20 protein-coding genes and 2 tRNA genes are annotated in these 19,052 nt (G+C 67.4%); 14 read left to right on the top strand and 8 right to left on the bottom strand.

The features are described 5' to 3' along the window. Positions 1-32 precede the first annotated feature (32 nt). Genes gnd through OG394_RS26155 form a run of 4 tightly spaced genes read left to right on the top strand, consistent with a single transcriptional unit; the run spans position 33 to position 4,076 of the window. A complete protein-coding gene (gene gnd, locus OG394_RS26170; RefSeq protein WP_328989727.1) occupies positions 33-959 on the top strand; it encodes a phosphogluconate dehydrogenase (NAD(+)-dependent, decarboxylating) in 927 nt (308 codons plus the stop codon). After that, positions 960-2,096 (top strand): DNA replication/repair protein RecF, encoded by a 1,137-nt coding sequence (gene recF / locus OG394_RS26165; protein WP_328989726.1) that lies wholly within the window; start codon positions 960-962, stop codon positions 2,094-2,096. Next, entirely contained in the window at positions 2,089-2,715 is a 627-nt protein-coding gene (locus tag OG394_RS26160; protein ID WP_442914228.1) for a DUF721 domain-containing protein, read from the top strand. The genes recF and OG394_RS26160 overlap by 8 nt, the downstream gene beginning before the upstream one ends. Positions 2,716-2,753: 38 nt before the next feature. Beyond that, entirely contained in the window at positions 2,754-4,076 is a 1,323-nt protein-coding gene (locus tag OG394_RS26155) for a hypothetical protein (RefSeq protein ID WP_328989725.1), read from the top strand. On the opposite strand, the gene OG394_RS26150 is transcribed toward OG394_RS26155, so the two are convergent. Genes OG394_RS26150 through OG394_RS26140 form a run of 3 tightly spaced genes read right to left on the bottom strand, consistent with a single transcriptional unit; the run spans position 4,066 to position 5,851 of the window. Then, a complete protein-coding gene (locus OG394_RS26150) occupies positions 4,066-4,626 on the bottom strand; it encodes a hypothetical protein (protein ID WP_328989724.1) in 561 nt (186 codons plus the stop codon). The two genes, OG394_RS26155 and OG394_RS26150, sit on opposite strands and share 11 nt — an antisense overlap. Beyond that, complete coding sequence (locus OG394_RS26145) at positions 4,623-5,189, bottom strand: hypothetical protein (RefSeq protein WP_328989722.1); 567 nt, start codon at positions 5,187-5,189, stop codon at positions 4,623-4,625. The genes OG394_RS26150 and OG394_RS26145 overlap by 4 nt, the downstream gene beginning before the upstream one ends. Before the next feature lie 32 nt (positions 5,190-5,221). Then, the gene (locus OG394_RS26140; protein ID WP_328989721.1) at positions 5,222-5,851 is read right to left on the bottom strand and encodes a hypothetical protein; all 630 of its coding nucleotides are present in this window, start codon (positions 5,849-5,851) and stop codon (positions 5,222-5,224) included. Between the two features lie 264 nt (positions 5,852-6,115). Between OG394_RS26140 and gyrB the strand changes: the two genes are divergently transcribed. From gyrB to OG394_RS26100, 8 genes are all read left to right on the top strand, one after another. Next, on the top strand, positions 6,116-8,200 hold the full coding sequence (gene gyrB, locus OG394_RS26135; protein WP_442914227.1) for a DNA topoisomerase (ATP-hydrolyzing) subunit B: 2,085 nt from the start codon (positions 6,116-6,118) through the stop codon (positions 8,198-8,200). A 45-nt stretch (positions 8,201-8,245) separates the two neighbouring features. Next, a complete protein-coding gene (gyrA, locus tag OG394_RS26130) occupies positions 8,246-10,939 on the top strand; it encodes a DNA gyrase subunit A (protein ID WP_328989720.1) in 2,694 nt (897 codons plus the stop codon). 195 nt (positions 10,940-11,134) lie between these two features. Continuing rightward, positions 11,135-11,305, top strand: a complete 171-nt coding sequence (locus tag OG394_RS26125) for a hypothetical protein (RefSeq protein WP_328989719.1) — start codon at positions 11,135-11,137, stop codon at positions 11,303-11,305. Next, a complete protein-coding gene (locus OG394_RS26120; protein ID WP_328989718.1) occupies positions 11,302-11,868 on the top strand; it encodes a DUF3566 domain-containing protein in 567 nt (188 codons plus the stop codon). Before OG394_RS26125 ends, OG394_RS26120 begins: the two co-directional genes overlap by 4 nt. A 97-nt stretch (positions 11,869-11,965) precedes the next feature. Next, a tRNA-Ile gene (locus OG394_RS26115) sits at positions 11,966-12,039 on the top strand. Positions 12,040-12,080: 41 nt separating this feature from the next. After that, positions 12,081-12,218 (top strand): DLW-39 family protein, encoded by a 138-nt coding sequence (locus tag OG394_RS26110; RefSeq protein WP_328989717.1) that lies wholly within the window; start codon positions 12,081-12,083, stop codon positions 12,216-12,218. An 8-nt stretch (positions 12,219-12,226) separates the two neighbouring features. Beyond that, positions 12,227-12,299, top strand: a tRNA-Ala gene (locus OG394_RS26105). A gap of 81 nt (positions 12,300-12,380) precedes the next feature. Further along, complete coding sequence (locus tag OG394_RS26100) at positions 12,381-12,692, top strand: hypothetical protein (RefSeq protein WP_328989716.1); 312 nt, start codon at positions 12,381-12,383, stop codon at positions 12,690-12,692. On the opposite strand, the gene OG394_RS26095 is transcribed toward OG394_RS26100, so the two are convergent. After that, positions 12,689-13,102, bottom strand: coding sequence for a GNAT family N-acetyltransferase (locus OG394_RS26095; RefSeq protein ID WP_328989715.1), 414 nt, complete (start codon positions 13,100-13,102; stop codon positions 12,689-12,691). The two genes, OG394_RS26100 and OG394_RS26095, sit on opposite strands and share 4 nt — an antisense overlap. Positions 13,103-13,430: 328 nt before the next feature. Here OG394_RS26095 and OG394_RS26090 point away from each other — a divergent pair, with 328 nt between their 5' ends. Continuing rightward, positions 13,431-14,129, top strand: coding sequence for a VanZ family protein (locus tag OG394_RS26090; RefSeq protein ID WP_328989714.1), 699 nt, complete (start codon positions 13,431-13,433; stop codon positions 14,127-14,129). Between the two features lie 113 nt (positions 14,130-14,242). Here OG394_RS26090 and OG394_RS26085 read toward each other — a convergent pair whose 3' ends face one another. After that, positions 14,243-14,857 (bottom strand): pentapeptide repeat-containing protein, encoded by a 615-nt coding sequence (locus tag OG394_RS26085; RefSeq protein WP_328989713.1) that lies wholly within the window; start codon positions 14,855-14,857, stop codon positions 14,243-14,245. 61 nt (positions 14,858-14,918) lie between these two features. Here OG394_RS26085 and OG394_RS26080 point away from each other — a divergent pair, with 61 nt between their 5' ends. Then, positions 14,919-15,770: a protein phosphatase 2C domain-containing protein gene (locus OG394_RS26080; protein ID WP_328989712.1), complete on the top strand. Its 852-nt coding sequence runs from the start codon at positions 14,919-14,921 to the stop codon at positions 15,768-15,770. Here OG394_RS26080 and OG394_RS26075 read toward each other — a convergent pair. From OG394_RS26075 to OG394_RS26065, 3 genes are all read right to left on the bottom strand, one after another. Further along, positions 15,767-16,633 carry a DUF4328 domain-containing protein gene (locus OG394_RS26075; RefSeq protein ID WP_328989711.1) on the bottom strand — a complete coding sequence of 289 codons (867 nt, stop codon included), beginning with the start codon at positions 16,631-16,633 and terminating at the stop codon, positions 15,767-15,769. The two genes, OG394_RS26080 and OG394_RS26075, sit on opposite strands and share 4 nt — an antisense overlap. 210 nt (positions 16,634-16,843) lie before the next feature. Then, a complete protein-coding gene (locus OG394_RS26070) occupies positions 16,844-18,403 on the bottom strand; it encodes a glycerol-3-phosphate dehydrogenase/oxidase (RefSeq protein ID WP_328989710.1) in 1,560 nt (519 codons plus the stop codon). Beyond that, positions 18,400-19,026 (bottom strand): TetR/AcrR family transcriptional regulator, encoded by a 627-nt coding sequence (locus OG394_RS26065; protein WP_328989709.1) that lies wholly within the window; start codon positions 19,024-19,026, stop codon positions 18,400-18,402. Before OG394_RS26065 ends, OG394_RS26070 begins: the two co-directional genes overlap by 4 nt. Positions 19,027-19,052: the final 26 nt, after the last annotated feature.

Below are 19,052 nucleotides of genomic sequence, written 5' to 3'. Positions count from 1 at the left end.
GAACAACTGAATCGATTCGAGGGGAATTCACGATGGAGCTCGGCCTTGTCGGTCTCGGCAAGATGGGCGGCAACATGCGCGAGCGGATTCGCGACGCCGGCCTGACCGTGATCGGTTACGACCGCGATCAGGCGTTGACCGACTCGAAGGACCTGGCCGACATGGTGGCGCAGCTCAGCGCGACCGACCAGCCCAAGGTGGTCTGGGTGATGGTGCCGGTGCAGGCCATCGACCCGGTGATCACCGAGCTGGCCGAGCTGCTCAGCGAGGGCGACATCGTGATCGACGGCGGCAACAGCCGCTGGACCGATGACACCCGCCGGGCCGCGCAGTTGGCCGAGAAGGGCATCCGGTTCGTCGACTGCGGCGTCTCCGGTGGTGTCTGGGGTAAGGAAAACGGCTACGCCCTGATGTGCGGCGGAGAGCCTGAGACCGTCGCGACGCTGATGCCCATCTTCGAAGCGCTCAAGCCCGAGGGCGAGTTCGGCTTCGTGCACGCCGGCAAGGTCGGCGCCGGCCACTTCACCAAGATGGTCCACAACGGCATCGAGTACGCGATCATGCAGGCGTATGCCGAGGGTTTCGAGCTGCTCGAGGCGGCCGACATCGTCGAGAGCGTGCCGGAGGCGTTCGACTCCTGGCGCGAGGGCACCGTGATCCGGTCCTGGCTGCTCGACCTGATGGTGAACGCGCTGAAGGAAGACACCCACCTGGACAAGATCCGGGGGTACGCCGACGACTCCGGCGAAGGCCGCTGGACCGTCGAGGCGGCGATCGACCTCGCCGTACCGGTGCCGGCCATCGCGGCTTCGCTGTTCGCGCGCTTCGCCTCCCGCCAGGAGGATTCGCCCGCGATGAAGGCGATCGCGGCGATGCGCAACCAGTTCGGCGGCCACGCGGTCAAGGGCGCCGAGGACCCGTCGTACGCCTCGGTGCCGAAGGGCCACCCGGGGCACTAAGTGTTCGTCACCGCCCTCGGCCTCGCCGATTTCCGCTCTTACCCGCAGGCCGAGGTCACGTTCGAACCCGGCGTGACCTCGTTCGTCGGCCGCAATGGCCAGGGCAAGACCAACCTGGTCGAAGCGATCCACTACACCGCGACGCTCGGTTCGCACCGCGTCGCGAACGACAACCCGCTGGTCCGGATGGGCGCACCCCGCGCCATCATCCGGACCGAGATCCGCAGCGATACCGATCGCGACGTCATCGTCGAGATCGAGATCAACCCCGGAAAAGCCAACAGGGCAAGGGTTAATCGCGCACCCGTGCCCCGGCCGCGCGAGGTGCTCGGCCTGCTGCGAACCGTGCTCTTCGCGCCCGAAGATCTTTCCCTGGTCAAGGGTGATCCCTCCGAGCGACGCAAGTTCCTCGACGAACTGCTGACGCTGAGGTCACCCCGCATGGCCGGTGTGCGTTCGGACTACGAGCGCGTGCTCAAGCAGCGAAACTCCTTGCTACGCAGTGCTTCCCTGGCCCGTCGGCAGAATCGCGGCGGTGGTGAGGGACAGCTCCGCACGCTCGAGGTCTGGGATTCGCATCTCGCTCGCGTCGGTTCCGAATTGCTCGCGACCCGCCTCGAACTGCTCGATTCCCTTCGACCGTTGGTGGATACGGCGTACGACGCTGTTGCCCGGGGCAAGGGAAATGCGCGACTTGAGTACAAGTCGTCCGTCCCGCTCGAGCCCGACGTCCGCAGTCGCGAGGCGCTCGCCGAGATCATCCTGGCCGCCGTACACGAGAAGAGGCAGGACGAGCTCGACCGTGGGGTATCCCTGGTCGGCCCGCATCGCGACGACGTCGTTCTCGGTCTCGGCGACATGCCGGCCAAGGGCTATGCCAGTCATGGTGAGTCCTGGTCCTTCGCGCTCGCGCTACGGTTGGCGTCGTACGAACTGTTGCGAGCCGATGGGGGGGAGCCGGTGCTGATCCTGGACGACGTGTTCGCCGAGCTCGACACCCAGCGCCGCGATCGCCTTGCGGAGCTGGTGATTCCTGCCCGGCAGGTGCTCGTCACGGCCGCTGTCGGCGCCGACGTACCGACCGAGCTGATGGGCGTCCGCTACGAGGTCGGCGAGGGAACGGTACGTCGTGCCTGACCCCGGCGACACCCTCCCGATCGACGAGGGTGATGCGCGCGCCGAGACCGGGGACATCCGCGCCGCCGGCGAGCAGCGGCTGCCGGAGCGGCCCGACGACGAGGACACGCCCGCCGAGTCGATCGACCACGACAAACACGGCACGGACCTGGCCCGGTCACTCGCCGGCCGGCTCAAAGGCCTGAAGATCCCAGCCAAGCCCGTAAGGCGTAAGCGTCGTTCCGCGACCACGCCGATGAGCAGCGGCGCGCGGCCCGACGACCGGGATCCGCAGACGCTCACGTCCACGATCGGCCGGCTGATGCGGGACCAGGGCTGGGAGGTCGACGTCGCCGTGCACGCGGTGATGGCGAGATGGCCGGCCATCGTCGGTCCGGAGATCGCCCAGCACTGCACCCCCGAGAGCTACGCCGATTCCGAGCTCACCGTGCGGACGTCGTCCACCGCCTGGGCCACCCAGGTGCGGCTGCTCGCGCCCGACCTGGTCCGCCGCCTGAACGCCGAACTGGGCGACGGCACCGTCACGAAGGTGAACGTCCAGGGACCGAACGCGCCGAGCTGGCGCAAGGGTCCCCGCACGGTCCGCGGCGGCCGTGGGCCTCGCGATACGTACGGCTGATGGCGGTCTGATCCGGCTAGGCCCTACGATCGGGCACGATGCGTACGCTTGCCGAGGGACTCCATGAGGCCGTCCGCCTGATCGCCGACACGTTCCGGCTCTGGTGGCGCAACCTGCTACCCCTGCTCACCTGGTTCCTGATCGGGTACGCCGGATTCCGGTTCAGCATCATCATCGCGATCTGGCTTGGTACGCATAACCACCGCAGTCTGGCCATCGGGATCTTCTCCGCGGGCGTGTTGCTGCAGCTGGCCGTCATCGTCGGCATGATCCGGACCTGCGCGAGCTCGCTGCACCGCTGGCGTGATGCCGCAGCCGGTCCGGGCGAGACGACGGACCCGACGCAGCAGCGCCTGCTGGACCTGCTCTCGCTCACACTGCTGCCGCTGGTCGCGGTGTGGTCGGCCTGGGGCTTCCTCGACGAGCAGATCAGCGAGCTCGCCACCAGCTACGCCATCGACCGTGGTCTAGGCCCGGGCGAGTACCTGATCAGCTTCACTGGTGACTCCTGGAAGGGCTTCCTGCCCGCCCTGGTCGCGCTGCTGGTGATCCGGCGAGTTCTGGAGGCTGTGGACGACCGCTGGCCGAGCAAGATCGGCAAGCTGTCCCAGGTCTGGAGCGAGGCGTTCTTCCTGCTGTTGCTGCTGTCGATCACTCCTCCCGTGGTCAACCTGGTGAAGGATTGGGTCGAGGGTCGGGTCTTCTGGTTCCAGACGGTGGAGTGGTGGGGCTCGGTCAAGGAGTTCTTCAGCAGTATCAAGCTCCCGATCCCGGACGGCCTGGAGTTCCTGTGGGGAGTCTTCGACGAGACTCTTTGGCCGTTGTTCAAGGACGGTGTCGGTCAGCCGCTGACCTGGCTCGCGATCACGACGGTCGTCTTCGGCCACCGCGCGTTGTCCAGCACCGGCTTCATCCAAGGCACCCGGCTGGAGGGGCGGCTCGGCTCGGGATCGGTGCAGGCTCCGCAGGGCCGGATCGCCAAGGTGGCGGGTCAGGCGCCGAATATGGTGCTCGGCGGGCTGAAGGAGAAGTTCTACCCCACACTGAACGCGTTCCGGCTGCTCGTGCAGGTCGGGCCGGTGTTCCTTGGCGTGGTCTGCCTCGTCTACACGATCCACTACGTCGGCTACTCGTGGGCCTGGTACTTGCCGCAGCGCTTGATCGGCCCGATGGATCACCCTTGGACCCTGATGATCGGAAGCCTGGCCGACCTCGTCCGCGGCGCGATCTTCGACACCCTGCGCATCGCCCTGCTGGCCGCGGCATTCGACCAGTGCCTTTCGGTCGGTGCCGAGAAGCGTCAAGAAGCGCGGCTCGCGGCTGAGGCGACCGAGCAGGAAGCCGAGCCCGCTAAGGCCTGATCAGGGTCCGCTGCTCGGTCCGGGTCTCCGGCGGCACGATGATGCCGAGCAGGTGCGGAACGGCTGACTTCGGTACGAGGAAGATCTTCGCCACCTTGAACGGCACCTCCCGCTTGGCCGGGTTGTCCGAATTCGTGCAGTAGGTCGGCATCGTGTAGCCGTACGCGCTCTTCTCTTCCCAGCGATTGCCGCGGTCGTCGGCCAGCTCCGCGTTGCAGGAATAGCCCTCGCCGTCGACAACCACGGTCTTGTCGGCCGTCACGGTGGCCTCGACCACGACGACGATCGCGCCGGCCGGGACGTCGAGGTCGATCGCCTCGCGATCCTCGTTGAGCAGCCGGGTGTAGGCCTTCATCGAGTTCACCTTCCACTCGATGCCGTCGACCTTGACCGGGCCGCCACGTTCCACCACCTGGTTGATGGCCTTCGCGCGCTGCATGTTCTCGTAGTCGTCGCCGAGGAACGGCCGAACGACGAAATAGACCGAAAGCGCGAACAGGCACAGCACCAGGGCGATCCGCCCGGCCAGGTCGAGCACGCGCGCGGTCACGATGCCACCCGCTCTACCGGCCGGGTCATCACGTGCTCGGGCTTGGCCCCGGCGACGAGCTCATCGGCCGTCTGCTGATCGGGGATACCCAGGTCGATCCGGTAGTCGTTGACCGCGACCGTCCAGAAGCTCATCGGCTTGACCCACGCCTGCAGCCCGACGATATCGGCCGGGTTCACCTCGAAGACGAAGGTGCCGCTCTTCGCGAACCCCGGCTCGGGCGAGTAGAACGACCCCCCGGTCGTCTCCCCGGCCGCCTCGTACTCCGTGCCCTCGGCGCTCTTCAGGGTGACGTCGTGACTGGGCATCTCCTTGGTACCGCCGACGACCTCCCAGTCGATCGCGATGAAGACGCCGTCGGTGGTCTGCGGCGGATCGTCATCGTCGTCGTTCTCCCCGACCAGGGCCTTGGCGAACCGCAGCCGGATGATCTCGAAGGAGGAGTCCTCGACCATCACCTTCTGGCCGATCACCCCGCTCTTCTGGACCCGGTTGGCCTCACCGTCGTATACCTCTTTGGGTTCGGCCAGCCGGAACAAGCCGCCGGCGAGCACGAAAAGCACGCCCACCAGTATGGTCACGGGCCGGTAGAGCTTCACTTCTCGCCCTCCGTCTCGATGGTGGCGGGCGTTTGCACGACCGCGATCGGCTTCTCGTCGTGCCAGTACGGCTTGTCACTGGAGATCAGCGAGTCCTCGGTGGACTTGAACTCCTCGGCCAGAACGCCGAACTCGATCACCTTCTGATCGAACTCGGCCGGCACCTTGAACGACGTCGTGCAGGACACCGCGGGCAGGCCGTACACGACCTGGTAGCTCGACTCGCCACGGCAGGTGGTGGTGCCGCCCTCGATGAGGTCGGCGCCCTTGCCGGGGACCAGGACGATCAGGTCGCCGCTGACGTAGTCGCTCTTACGGGTCTCTTTGTCGATATTCCGGACATCGAGGGACAGTTCGACCTTGGCCTCGGCCTCGCTGTACTTCGTTTTGGGCCGCCGGATGATCGTCGCCTTGGTGATGCCGAATTCGAACTTGCCCGCCTGCAGTGTCACCGGCGCCTGCACCGTGTCGACCGTCCGGCCCTTCTTCTCTTTCCAGCCGCCGAGGGCGAACACGAGCAGTGCCAGGGCGACCACGATGGCCAGGAAGATCAGCCATTTCCGGCGGTGCCGATGGATCACCCGGTCAGCGATCATCGCGTCGATGACGTCGTCGAGACTCTCCACGGCTGAGATCCTAGTGTTCGCCGGGTTCCAGCGCTGCCGTCTCGGGTTTGAGACGGGTCAGCGGCGAACCGGCCAGAAGCCACTGAACGCCGTGAGCGCTTTCGCAGCCCCTACCCCGCGTGGGGGGACATGGCGAGGAGTCCGAAAATACGCCCTGTCCGCGATTCCTGGCGGCTGGTGGCCGGTTCTGCTTCGGTCGACGGGTAAGATGGAGGGGTTGAGAGGGCCGCAGCGCCAATACCATCGGCGTCCGCGGCCCCCACCATGAATCGATGCCCCCGCGAGGGGGTCCGAGGAGGACCGCAACCGGTGACCGACGAGCCGACCACGACCGACGTCAACCCGTCCGCCGACAGCATCGGCTCCGACGTACCGCTTTCGACGCTGCACCTTTCCGGCGCCGTCGACGGGGAGTACGACGCGAGCGCCATCCAGGTGCTGGAGGGCCTCGACGCGGTCCGCAAGCGCCCCGGTATGTACATCGGTTCCACCGGTGAGCGCGGCCTCCACCACCTCGTCACCGAGGTCGTCGACAACGCGGTCGACGAGGCCCTCGCGGGCTACTGCACCAAGATCGTCGTCACGCTGCTCGCCGACGGCGGTATCCAGGTGGAGGACAACGGCCGTGGTATCCCGGTCGACATCGTGCCGTCCGAGGGCAAGCCGGCCGTCACGGTCGTGCTGACCGTGCTGCACGCCGGTGGCAAGTTCGGCGGCGGCGGTTACAAGGTCTCCGGTGGTCTGCACGGCGTCGGTGTCTCCGTCGTGAACGCGCTGTCCAGCCGCCTCAAGGTCGACGTCAAGAAGAACGGCAAGCTCTACACCCAGTCGTTCACCATCGGCGTGCCCGACGAGGACCTGAAAGAGATCGGCACCAGCGAGGAGAACGGCACCACCGTCACCTTCTGGGCCAGCCCGGACGTGTTCGAGACCACGACGTACTCGTTCGAGACGCTGTCCAACCGGTTCCGCGAGATGGCCTTCCTGAACAAGGGCCTCGAGATCGTCGTCCGCGACGAGCGCCCGGAGCACCAGCTCGAGGGCGTGCCGAGCGAGGAGTCCTTCAAGTACGACGAGGGCCTGGTCGACTTCGTCAAGTACCTGACCGGCACCCGCGAGACCGTGCACAACAACGTGATCGCCTTCGAGGCGGCCCAGGGCGACGACAGCCTCAGCCTCGAGGTCGCGATGCAGTGGTCCGGCTCGTTCCAGGAGTCGGTGCACACCTTCGCCAACACGATCAACACCCACGAGGGTGGTACGCACGAGGAGGGCTTCCGGGCCGCGCTCACCACGCTGGTCAACTCCTTCGGCGAAGACCAGGGCATGATCAAGAAGAAGGAGGACCGGCTCACCGGCGACGACGTCCGCGAGGGCCTGACCGCGATCATCTCGGTCAAGCTCGGTGAGCCCCAGTTCGAGGGCCAGACGAAGACCAAACTCGGCAACACCGAGGTCAAGGGCTTCGTCCAGAAGGTCGTGAACGATCGCCTCGGCGCCTGGTTCGAGCAGAACCCGCAGGAGGGCCGCGAGATCATCCGCAAGGCCACCGCGGCCGCGAGTGCCCGGATCGCCGCCCGCAAGGCGCGCGACCTGGCCCGCAACCGCAAGGGTCTGCTGGGTGGTGGCGGTCTGCCGGGCAAGCTGTCCGACTGCCAGTCGACCAACCCCGAAGAGTGCGAGGTCTACATCGTCGAGGGTGACTCGGCCGGTGGCTCCGCCAAGGGTGGGCGCGATCCGAAGTTCCAGGCCATCCTGCCGATCCGCGGCAAGATCCTGAACGTCGAGAAGGCCCGGATCGACAAGGTCCTGCAGAACAACGAGGTCCAGGCCATCATCTCGGCCCTCGGCACCGGTATCCACGAGGACTTCGACGCCGAGAAGCTGCGCTACCACAAGATCGTGATCATGGCCGACGCCGACGTCGACGGCCAGCACATCCGGACGCTGCTGCTCACGCTGCTGTTCCGCTTCATGCGCCCGCTGATCGAGGCCGGTCATGTGTACGCCGCGCAGCCGCCGCTGTACAAGATCCGCTGGAGCAACTCGGCGCACGAGCTGGCCTACACCGAGCGCGAGAAGGACGGCCTGATGGCCGCGGGCGCCGAGGCCGGCAAGAAGCTGCCCAAGGAGAACGGCACCCAGCGCTACAAGGGTCTGGGCGAGATGAACGCGCAGGAGCTGTGGGAGACCACGATGGACCCGGCCAACCGGGTGCTGCTGCAGATCACGCTGGACGACGCGGCCCGGGCCGACGAGACCTTCGCGACCCTGATGGGCGACGACATCGAAGCCCGGCGGAACTTCATCCAGCGCAACGCCAAGGACGTCCGGTTCCTCGACATCTGACGTTAGCCACCCACGCCGTACCAGCTCTGAATCGAACGGGACGAGATGACCGAGACCCCAATTTCCCCCGGCCATGACCGGATCGAGCCACTCGATCTGCAGACCGAGATGCAGCAGTCGTACCTCGACTACGCGATGGCCGTCATCGTCGGCCGGGCGCTGCCCGAGGTCCGCGACGGCCTGAAGCCGGTGCACCGCCGCATCCTCTACGCGATGTACGACGGTGGGTATCGCCCCGATCGCGGATTCTCGAAGTGCTCGCGTGTCGTCGGTGACGTGATGGGTCAGTACCACCCGCACGGCGACTCGGCGATCTACGACACCCTGGTGCGGCTGGCGCAGCCCTGGGTGATGCGGGCCCCGATGATCCAAGGGCAGGGCAACTTCGGCTCGCCGGGTAACGACCCGGCCGCCGCGATGCGGTACACCGAGTGCCGGCTGGCGCCGCTCGCGATGGAGATGGTGCGGGACATCGACCAGGACACGGTCGACTTCCGTCCCAACTACGACGGCCGTTCGCAGGAGCCGGTGATCCTGCCGAGCCGCTTCCCGAACCTGCTGGTCAACGGTTCGGCCGGCATCGCGGTCGGAATGGCGACGCAGATCCCGCCGCACAACCTGCGCGAGGTCGCGGCGGCCGCCCAGTGGGCGCTTGAGCACCCGGACGCCACCCAGGAAGAGGTCCTGGCGGCGTGCATGGAGAACATCAAGGGCCCGGACTTCCCGAACGGCGCCCTGATCGTCGGCTACAAGGGCATCGACGACGCCTACCGCACCGGTCGTGGTTCGGTCACGATGCGCGCGGTGGTGGACATCGAGGAGGACGCCAAGGGGCGCACCAGCCTTGTCGTCACCCAGCTGCCCTACATGGTCAACCCGGACAACCTCGCGCAGAAGATCGCCGAGCTGGTCAACACCGGCAAGATCAACGGCATCGCCGACATCCGGGACGACACCTCGTCGCGGACCGGCCAGCGGCTGGTGGTCGTGCTCAAGCGTGACGCTCAGCCTCGCGTCGTACTGAACAACCTCTACAAGCACACCCAGCTGCAGGACACCTTCGGCTGCAACATGCTGGCCCTGGTCGACGGCGTGCCGCGCACGCTCAGCCTGGACCTGTTCATCACGCACTGGATCGACCACCAGATCGAGGTCATCCAGCGGCGGACCCGCTACCGCCTCCGCGAGGCCGAGAAGCAGGCGCACATCTACCGCGGTCTGGTGAAGGCGCTCGACGCGCTGGACGAGGTCATCGCGCTGATCCGCCGCAGCCCGGACGTCGACGAGGCCCGCAGCGGCCTGATCTCGATGCTGGAGATCGACGAGATCCAGGCGCAGGCCATTCTCGACATGCAGCTGCGCCGGCTGGCCGCGTTGGAGCGGCAGAAGATCATCGACCGGCTGAACGAGCTCGAGATCGTCATCGCCGACCTCGAGGACATCCTGGCCAACCCGATCCGCCAGCGGAACATCGTCCGCGACGAGCTGGCCGAGATCGTGGACAAGTTCGGCGACGAGCGTCGTACCGAGATCATCGCGGCCGACGGCGACCTGTCCGTGCAGGACCTGGTGCCGGACGAGGACGTCGTCGTCACCATCAGCCGCGGCGGGTATGCCAAGCGCACCAAGACCGACCTGTACCGGGTGCAGAACCGTGGCGGCAAGGGTGTCCGTGGTGCCGCGCTGCGCGCCGAGGACGAGATCGGGCACTTCTTCGCCACCACGAACCACCACTGGATGCTGTTCTTCACCACCAAGGGCCGGGTCTACCGGGCCAAGGTGTGGCAGCTGCCGGAGTCGGCCCGGGACGCGAAGGGCTCGCACGTCGCCGGCCTGCTGTCGTTCCAGCCGGACGAGGACATCGCCCAGGTTCTGACGCTGCGCGACTACGAGCAGTCGGAGTACCTGGTGCTCGCGACGCGTCGTGGTCTGGTCAAGAAGACGGCGCTGACCGACTACGACTCGGCCCGGCAGAGCGGCATCATCGCGGTCAACTTCCGCGAGGACGACGACGAGCTGATCGGCGCCGAGCTGGCCTCCGCCGAGGACGACCTGCTGCTGGTGTCGCGCAAGGGCCAGTCGATCCGCTTCACCGCGAACGACGAGCAGCTCCGGCCGATGGGCCGCGCCACCTCGGGTGTCACCGGGATGAAGTTCCGCGAGGGCGACGAGTTGCTCTCGATGTCGGTCATCCGGGCCGGTTCGGAGGAGGACGCGCAGTACGTCTTCACCGTTACCGACGCGGGGTACGCCAAGCGCACCGAGGTCGCGCAGTACCGCCAGCAGGGCCGTGGTGGTCTGGGCATCAAGGCGGTCAAGCTGAACGACGAGCGCGGTTCGCTGGTCGGCGCCCTGATCGTCGTCGACACCGACCAGGTGCTCGCGATCAAGGCCAGCGGCCAGGTCGTGCGCAGCCGGGTCGACAGCGTGCCGATGAAGGGCCGCGACACGATGGGCGTGCGGTTCGCCGGTGTCGGTGAGTCCGACGCGGTGGTCGCGATCGCCCGGAACGCCGAGATCGCGGTGGAAGAGATCGTCGAGGGCGAGGTCGTCGAGGGCGAGCTGGTCGAGGGCGCTGATGGTGCTGTTGAGGCTGATGGTGTCCAAGGAGTGATCACCTCGGCGGAATCGACAACCGAAAGCACCCCTGAGAGCGTCCAGGAAAGCGACGACCATTCGACTGACGTGAACGGCGCGGCTACCGTCGGAGACGACGACGCCGGCCAGGAGGACATCTGATGAGCAACCGTGCGAGGCCGACCTGGCCTGAGGGGCAGGCGGAGAACGCCTCCTCGGGCCCGGCTCGGGGCACGAGCGGGCAACCCGCGACCAACCCTCAGGGCGGCGCCAAACCGGCCGCCACGGCTTCCTCCGGCCCAGCACGCCCCGCCGGCCCGCCCAGCGGGGGCAAGCCGGGCAACGGCCTACCGACCGGTGGCCAGTCCGGTGGCGCTCAGTCCGGTGGCGCTCAGCCCGGTCAGCCTCAGCCTGGTCAGCCTCGTCCGGGTCAGGCCGCCGGCCGACCCGCTACTGGGGCGCCTGCCGGTGGTGCTGGTGGTCAAGGGCGTCCTGCGACACCCTCTACCCCCGGACGGCCGGCGGTGACCCAGCCGGTCAACGCCTCGCCGAACCCGGCCCCGAAGCCGGTCGCAAGTGCCGTCTCGCCGCAGATCCGGCAGGTCGGCACCGAGACGGCCGCCCAGCCTCAGCTGACCACCGAGCAGATGGCCCGGGCCAAGGGCGACGACACCGTCGCCCGGCTGCACGAGGCCGGCAAACCGACCGCCACGGCACCGCGGACCAGGAAGGCCCAGCTCCGGCTGACCCGGCTCGACCCGTGGTCGGTGATGAAGACCGCCCTGCTGCTCTCGGTGGCCTTCGGCATCGTCACCTGGGTCGCCGTCTTCATCGTCTGGTCGGCGATCGGTGCGGCCGGTGTGTTCGACAACCTGAACCGCACGGTGAACGAAGTTCTCGGTACGACGTCGGCCGAGCCCTTCCGCATCGAGGAGTACATCTCCACCGGCAAGGTGATGGGCTTCACCACCCTGCTGGCCGTCGCGGACGTGTTCATCATCACGGCCCTGGCCACCCTCGGGTCGTTCCTCTACAACATCGCCGCCACCCTGCTGGGCGGTCTCGAAGTCACCCTCGCGTCGGAAGACTGAGGCGAATGGCCCGGCCGGATACCCGTCCCGCGGTATCCGGTTTGGGCCGAGCGTGCTTCGTGGGGTAATCTCTCCGCGCAGTTGAAGCACGAAATGCGGGCCTATAGCTCAGACGGTTAGAGCGCTGCCCTGATAAGGCAGAGGTCACTGGTTCAAGTCCAGTTAGGCCCACCCGCTGATCGGTTTCCACTTCGGCGATCAAAGGAGCCACCGTGTTCAAGAAGATCTTGCTGGCCGCCTTGGCCGGCATCGGTGGATACTTCGTCTACAAGAAGTCCAAGTCCCAGCAGGCGAAAGCCGAGCAGGACCTCTGGGCCGAGGCCGTGGACCCGGTCACTCCGGGCCACTGATCCCCTCCGGGGGCGTAGCTCAATTGGTAGAGCACTGCCTTTGCAAGGCAGGGGTTAGGGGTTCGAGTCCCCTCGTCTCCACAACCTCTCCCCTGATGTGCCGGGAACGTCGCTTCGACACGTGCAGATAGCCATCTCGGAACGGCAGCAATACTGGGTGCCGTGGACGCGCGCATCAAGACCTTCGCCGCTGAAGCTCGGCAGCGCTTCGACTTCCTTCTCGATGCGGGATTCTCCGAGCCCCTCTTCCACGGCCCAGAAGGCCACCCCGTCGTCCTGACCCTGACCTACGCGCGGTCAGGTGCACGAGTTGACGTCAGTCTCGTCCTGGCCCACATGGGCGAAGAGGACGTCAGCACCACACTGCGTACCGCTACGGCCCACATCGAGACCGGGCCGACGACGGCGCACACGGCGTACCAGATGCGACGCGCCTTGGATCACCAGGCGGCCGCCATAAGGATGGCCCTCTAGCGATCGAGTAGGAACCAGTAGTTGACCGTCGGTCCCTGTGCAGCCAAGCCGCCACCCATCGCGTCGTACAGCGAGCGTGCGGCGGCGTTCTCCGCGCCAGTCGTCAGGAACATCTTGGTCGCGCCACCCTCGGCGCCTGTCGTCATAAAGGCTCGCAGCAGACCCCTGCCGATTCCCTTGCGTCGGTGTGCCTCGTCGACCTCGAGTTGGTGGAGATAGAGCATGGACGACTCATCCGGCCGGACCAGTTGATATCCCCAGCACCAACCGGCGAGCTCCGCGTCGGCGTAGGCCACGAAGGCGAGCGAGCCCGGCGATTCCAGGTACGCCTCACCTGGCCGGCCTCCCATGAACTTGCTCACCGCCAGTCCGAGCGAGGAGCGGTCCGGCGCCACGATCCGAATACTCACGACCACATTGTTCAGCGGGGATGGTCCAGGCGCGGGAGGCGGCCAGCGACCTGGTCGGCTGACTGGAGCCCCTCGGATGGGGAAAATGGGCCGTGGGGTTGGGGTTTGGGGGTGTGGGGGGCGATTCGTGACAGTTGGGTCACGTTGTGTCGCGAGATGCTTGCGGGTTCGTGCAGATGTGGTGTCTGACCTAGCGGTCAGTCGGCTGTGGCATCGATGTTCTTCTCAGGACAAACACCAGCTGCGCGATCACCACTGCACCGGGCAGATCGTGGCCTCCGGCAACTAATTCGGAGGTGGACTGCATCGGGCGATAACGGAGGACTCCGTGCTCGAGATTTATCGCGGCATTCCCTACCTGTTGGATACCTGGCTCGTGGTCACCGTGCTCGCGTTGCCGGTGGCGGTACTGACCGCGCGCCGGATCCGGCAATTGCCGACGCGACTGGCGACTTTGTTGCTCCCGGCATCTTTCGGGTTGATCCTGGCAGCGACCCTGAGTCCGACGGCCCAGACGTTCGGATCCATCGGGGCATGCGGCACCAGCTTGACCAGCCGTGGCGCGCTCACGACCCTGCAGGGAGTGCTGAACGTGCTGCTGTTCGTGCCGGCGGCCGGTCTGCTCACCCTCGTGACCGGTAAACCCTCGCTGGGCCTGACCACCGGGGTCGGGATATCCGCCGGGGTGGAGGCGGTGCAGTCATTCATACCGCCGCTGGGCAGGTCGTGTCAGCTGCACGACCTGATCGCGAACTCCCTCGGAGCGCTCGCCGGCGTAGGCCTGGCGAGCGCTCTTCTCGTTCTGCTGCGGAAGCTGGCGAGTGCGCCGGCCATCGCGCCGCCGATGGCAGTCGGTCATACCGCCATGCTCGTCACCCGGCCGCGGCATCGACGGTCGGCTAGCCAGCTGGTGATCCGTTCGGCTCCCGCGCGCACACCCAAAGCCGCCGCGCTCCGCGCCTCCGCCACCCCGGCCCTCGCCACCGTCCGCACGACCCGAGCCCGCCCAGCCCCTCGCCCCCACTGACCGCCCCACGCCGCGACCCTCAGCCCGTACGGCGTGAGGTCTGGCCGGGCGCGCGTCGTACGTCCTCGGGCGGGCCGTCGTACCGGCGTGCCGTGGCGAAGAGGCGGAGGGGGTTAGGTGGGGCGGACGTCTAGGCCGAGGGTGGTGGCGATGACGATGGCCTGGGTCATGTCGATGATGGCGCCGGACAGTTCGACCGTGGCCGGGTCGACGGTGGTGAGGTCGGAGCCGCGGAGGTCGGCCTCGGAGAGGTTCGCGTGGTGCAGCCAGGCGCCGGACAGGTCGATATTGCGCAGGGTGGCGCCCTCGAACCGGGTGCCGGTGAGATCGGCCTCGCGCAGCCGGACGTTGCTGAGCTCGGACCCGCGCAGATCCGCCCCCGGCAGTCCGACGAAGGACCAGTCGCCGCCCTCGACCTTGAACAGCCCGAACGTGCAACGGTCGAACATGCTGCCGAGCAACTTGCACCGCGTGAACGTGCTGTCGAAGAACGACGAGCCGATGAAGGTGCAGTTCACAAACGCCGAATCGGTATGAGTCGACGCGTTGAACCGCACATCGCGAAAGGTGCATTCGTCGAAGACGGCACCGGTATTCACCACCTCGGTCAGGTCGAGATCGATGAACGCGACCTTCGTATAGGTGTTACCCGACGGGTCGGGATCGTCCCAGTCGCGCACCTCGCTCTCAGTCGCCGGAGCAGGTCTGCCGTGCTTGCGATCAGCCACGCCCTGATGCTGACAGGTGCCACCGACAATCTGACACGGACCACCGACCAAAATTGCCCGTATGCAGATCACCTTCGCCTCCGAGCCCGCACCAGCTGGTCACAAGGGACCGACGAACACCGACACGCCTGGTCACAAGGGACCGATGAACGTTGACACGCCGCGGCACGCGGGCCCGATGAACATAGAGGGCAGGGTTAACGAGGATTTGGTGGTTGTGGGGCAGGGGTTTGTGGTGGTGCTGGATGGGGCTACGGCGCCGGCGGGGGTGGAGTCGGGGTGTGGGCATAGCGTCGCCTGGCTGGTCGGGGAATTGGCCGCGCAACTCGTGCCGCCGTTGGCGAAAGGCTCGCAGGAGCCGTTGGCGGATCTGCTGGCTGAGGCGATCAAGGGAGTGGGCCTGGTCCACGAAGGGACTTGCGACCTCTCGAACCCGGATAGCCCGTCGTCGACCGTCTCGATCGTCAGGGCCGCCGGGAACCAGTTGGACTACCTGGTGTTGGCGGATTCGCCTGTGGTGATGCGGGACCGCCAGGGCAGGGTTGAGGTTGTGCTGGACGACCGGGTCGGGGGTCTACCCGAGTACACGCTGGAGGCCGTTCGTCGCCTGAGGAACCAACCAGGCGGCTTCTGGGCGGCCAGTACCGCTCCCCACGCGGCGTACGAGGCTCTGAGCGGCAGTAGGGACCTGGACGGGCTAGACGTGGTCGCGGTCCTCACGGATGGCGCGTCGCGTTATGCCGAGCGCTACGGCCACAGCTGGTCGGCCCTGCTCGGGCTACTTGAAGACGAAGGGCCTGCCGAACTGATCCGCCAGGTGCACGAGGCGGACCGAGTGGCAGTGCAGGGCAAAACACGCGGCAAGCAGTACGACGACGCGTCAGCAGTCCTCTGGCGACTCAACCAGGGTTAGCGGTCGAAAGGCCGGTACGGCGACTGCTGTTGAGTAGGCCCGCCATAAGTGGGGAACGGCTGCTGCTGAGGCGCCGGCGGAAGATAGGGAGGAGGCGGAGCAGCGGCCGTACGCAGTCGCTGGTCCAGGCGACCCGAGATCTGGAAGATCAGGATCGAGATCGTCACCAACGCGATGACGTACCCGACCATCGCGATCGTCGCGGCGATGAACACGACCAGCACGAACCGGAGCAGGAAGTCCTGCATGCCGTAGATGTCCAGATCCTCGTTCGCGGCCTCGGCCCGCTCGACGTCCTCCACGAACTGCACGATCCAGACGAGGAACGTCGCGAACGCGGCGAGCATGCCGCCGATCGAGATCACCCAGTAGACGCACCAGCTCGTCCACCAGGTGTAGATGATGCCGCGGTCGCGGGCAGGCGTGATCTCGCCCTTGGGCCGGCTGCCGGTGTCGACGTCCTGCACGATGCGCAGCGGGTACCAGAACTGCACGATCGGGCAGAACCAGCTCCCGATCACCCAGCCCTGATCGAGCCGGTGCACGCCTCGCGGCCGCTGGTAGATCGCCTGGCCCGGCTGTAGCTGCGGATCCGGGTCCAGCGCCTCGGCGGTCTCTCGGGCCTGCCAGAGCCACACCAGGAACACGATGGCGCCGGCGAACATGATCAAGGTGCCGAGGTTCAGCAGCGGCCCGGCGCGGTTGAGACTGTCAGCCCAATCGAGGACTTCCTCTTCGCTGCTCAGACCGAACACGATCCGCTTCAGGTCGCTGTACGACTGCCAGAGCAGGACGGTCTGACCGATCCCGCCCAGCGTGCCGATAGCCATCAGGATCACCGCGGCGACGCCGAGCTTCTGCACGGACCGCGCCTTCGGCCCTACCGGCGGCGGCACCACGAACCCGGGCTGCGCACCATAAGGCCCAGGCCCATAGGGAGCAAAGCCGTGCTGCCCGGGACCCGGCGGCACGGCACCATGAGGAGCCTGCGCGCCGTACGGTCCCGGCTGCTGAGGCCCGTATGACGGGGGATAGCTCAAACCCACCTCCCAGAAGGTGCTGCCCAAAGTACCTCAGACAGAGGCGAAGGCAGCCTGGGCGGCGGGTAGTGCCAGCTCGCGATCGGCCGCCGACAGCCCGAGCCTGGTCCGCCGATCGAGCAGGTCGTCGGGCGTCATCGCACCCTCGTGCCGGACGGCGAACAACAGCTCGGCGTGCGTCGTCGGCACACCCGGCGCGATCGGCGCCAGCAGGGCCGGATCCCCCGCGATCACCGCAGGCGCCTCCACGCCGTACCGCTGGACGAATCGGGCCGGCGCGCGCACGGCGGCGAGCTCGACCAGGCTGGCGGCGCCGACGAGCGGCAGTCGCGCGGTTTGGCACGGGCCCGGGGTCAACCGGTCCACGCCTCGCCCGGCGGCGCTCCGACCGGCTGGGCCGAGAGCCGCGTCGAGGGCGTCCTGCGCCATTCGCCGGTACGTCGTGAGCTTGCCGCCGACGATCGTGACGAGCCCATCCGGGCTGGTGATGACCGCGTGCCGACGCGAGATGTCGGCCGTCGGTCCGTGGTCGGAATCGAGCAGTGGGCGCAATCCGGCATACGTCCCGAGCAGATCCGCCCGGGTCAACGGCACCTGCACCGCGGCGCTGACCGTATCGAGCAGGAACGAGATCTCGGCCTCGGTCGCCGTCGGTACGTCGGGCACCGGCCCGGGCGCATCCTCGTCCGTCAGCCCGACGTACACCCGGCCATCCGGCGCGGGAATCGCCATCACCACCCGGCGGAGCTGTCCCGGCACCGGCAGCGTGAGCACGGCCGACAACCCGCCGAAGGCCGATTGCGGCAGCACCAAGTGGGTGCCGCGACTCGGGCGAAGGCGGATCCCCGGCGCGACCTCGCCCGCCCAGATACCCGTTGCGTTGATGACGATGCGGGCCGGTACGTCGATGCGGCGGCCCGTGAACCGATCGACCAGCACGGCCCCGCCGCCGGTCACCTCGGTCGCCTCGCAATGCGTCAGCACCCGAGCGCCGTACGCCGCGGCTGTGCGGGCGATCGCGACGACCAGCCGCGCGTCGTCGTACAGCTGGCCGTCCCAGGTGAGGAAGCCGCCGCGCAGGCCATCCGGCCGGAGGGTCGGGGCGTAGCGCAGCACCTCGGCCGTGCTGACCCGGCGGGACCGCGGCAGCACCTCCTCGCTGGTGCGGGCGATGGTGCGCAGGACGTCACCGCCGAGGAAGGCACCACGGATCATGCCGGCCTGGGATTTGCTTGCCTGGGGCAACCATGGCGCGAGTTGCGGCACCGCGTGCACGAGATGCGGGGCGGTCCGCTTCATCAGGATGCCGCGCTCGACCGCACTCTCATAGGCGATGCCGATATGCCCGGACGCCAGATAACGCAGGCCGCCGTGCACGAGTTTGGAGCTCCAGCGGCTGGTGCCGAAGGCGAGATCATGCTTCTCGGCAAGAACAACGGACAAACCACGGGCGGCGGCGTCCAGGGCCACTCCGACCCCAGTGACTCCACCGCCGATCACCAGCACGTCGACCGGACCACGATCGGCGTCGAGCCGGTCCAGGTCGCGAGCGCGCCGGGCCGCGTTCAGGCTGTTGTTGCCGAGGGCGATCATGGCCGTAGGTATCTGGTGAGCATCGACCTCAGCTCCTCGTCCAGCCGGGTGTATTCCTCCTGCGTGGCGATCATCGGGCCGGAGACGGCCGAGGCCAGCGCGACGAGCACGATCTGCCGCGACAGCCAGTCGGTATCGCCCTCGCGGATCGAGCCGTCGGCCTGCCCCGCCTTCAGCCCCTCCACCACCAGCGCGAGGTGGGCGACCGTACTACTGCCGCGGCGCTCCAGCAGGTAGGGCGTCAGGAACTCCGGATCGAGCTCGATGATCTTGCGCATCAGCGGGTGGGTCCGGGTCTGCGCGACGACCTCGACCACACCCTCGACCAGCCGGCTCCGGCCGTTGCTGGACTCGGGCTGGAAGGCCGACACCACGGCCGTCGTCCACTCCCGCGTCATCAGGGCGGCGACCACGGACTGCACGTTCGGCCAGCGGCGGTAGAGCGTCGCGCGGGAGACCTCGGCATGCCGGGCGATATCGGCCATCGTCATCCGGCGCATCCCGATCGCGAGCAGCAGCTCGTAGGCGGCGTCGAGAATGCGCTGCTCGGGAATCGCATTCGCGGGAGTGCTCCGGGAAGCTTGCCCGGCACTGCTACGGTCGCTGCTACGCTGAGACACCATGCGTCCGAGTGTATCAGCGGCTGACC

It is taken from the genome of Kribbella sp. NBC_01245 (genome assembly GCF_036226525.1).
Taxonomy (GTDB): domain Bacteria; phylum Actinomycetota; class Actinomycetes; order Propionibacteriales; family Kribbellaceae; genus Kribbella.
The sequence above is the reverse complement of the archived record's forward strand: the minus strand, read 5'-3'. Positions and strand labels throughout refer to the sequence as shown.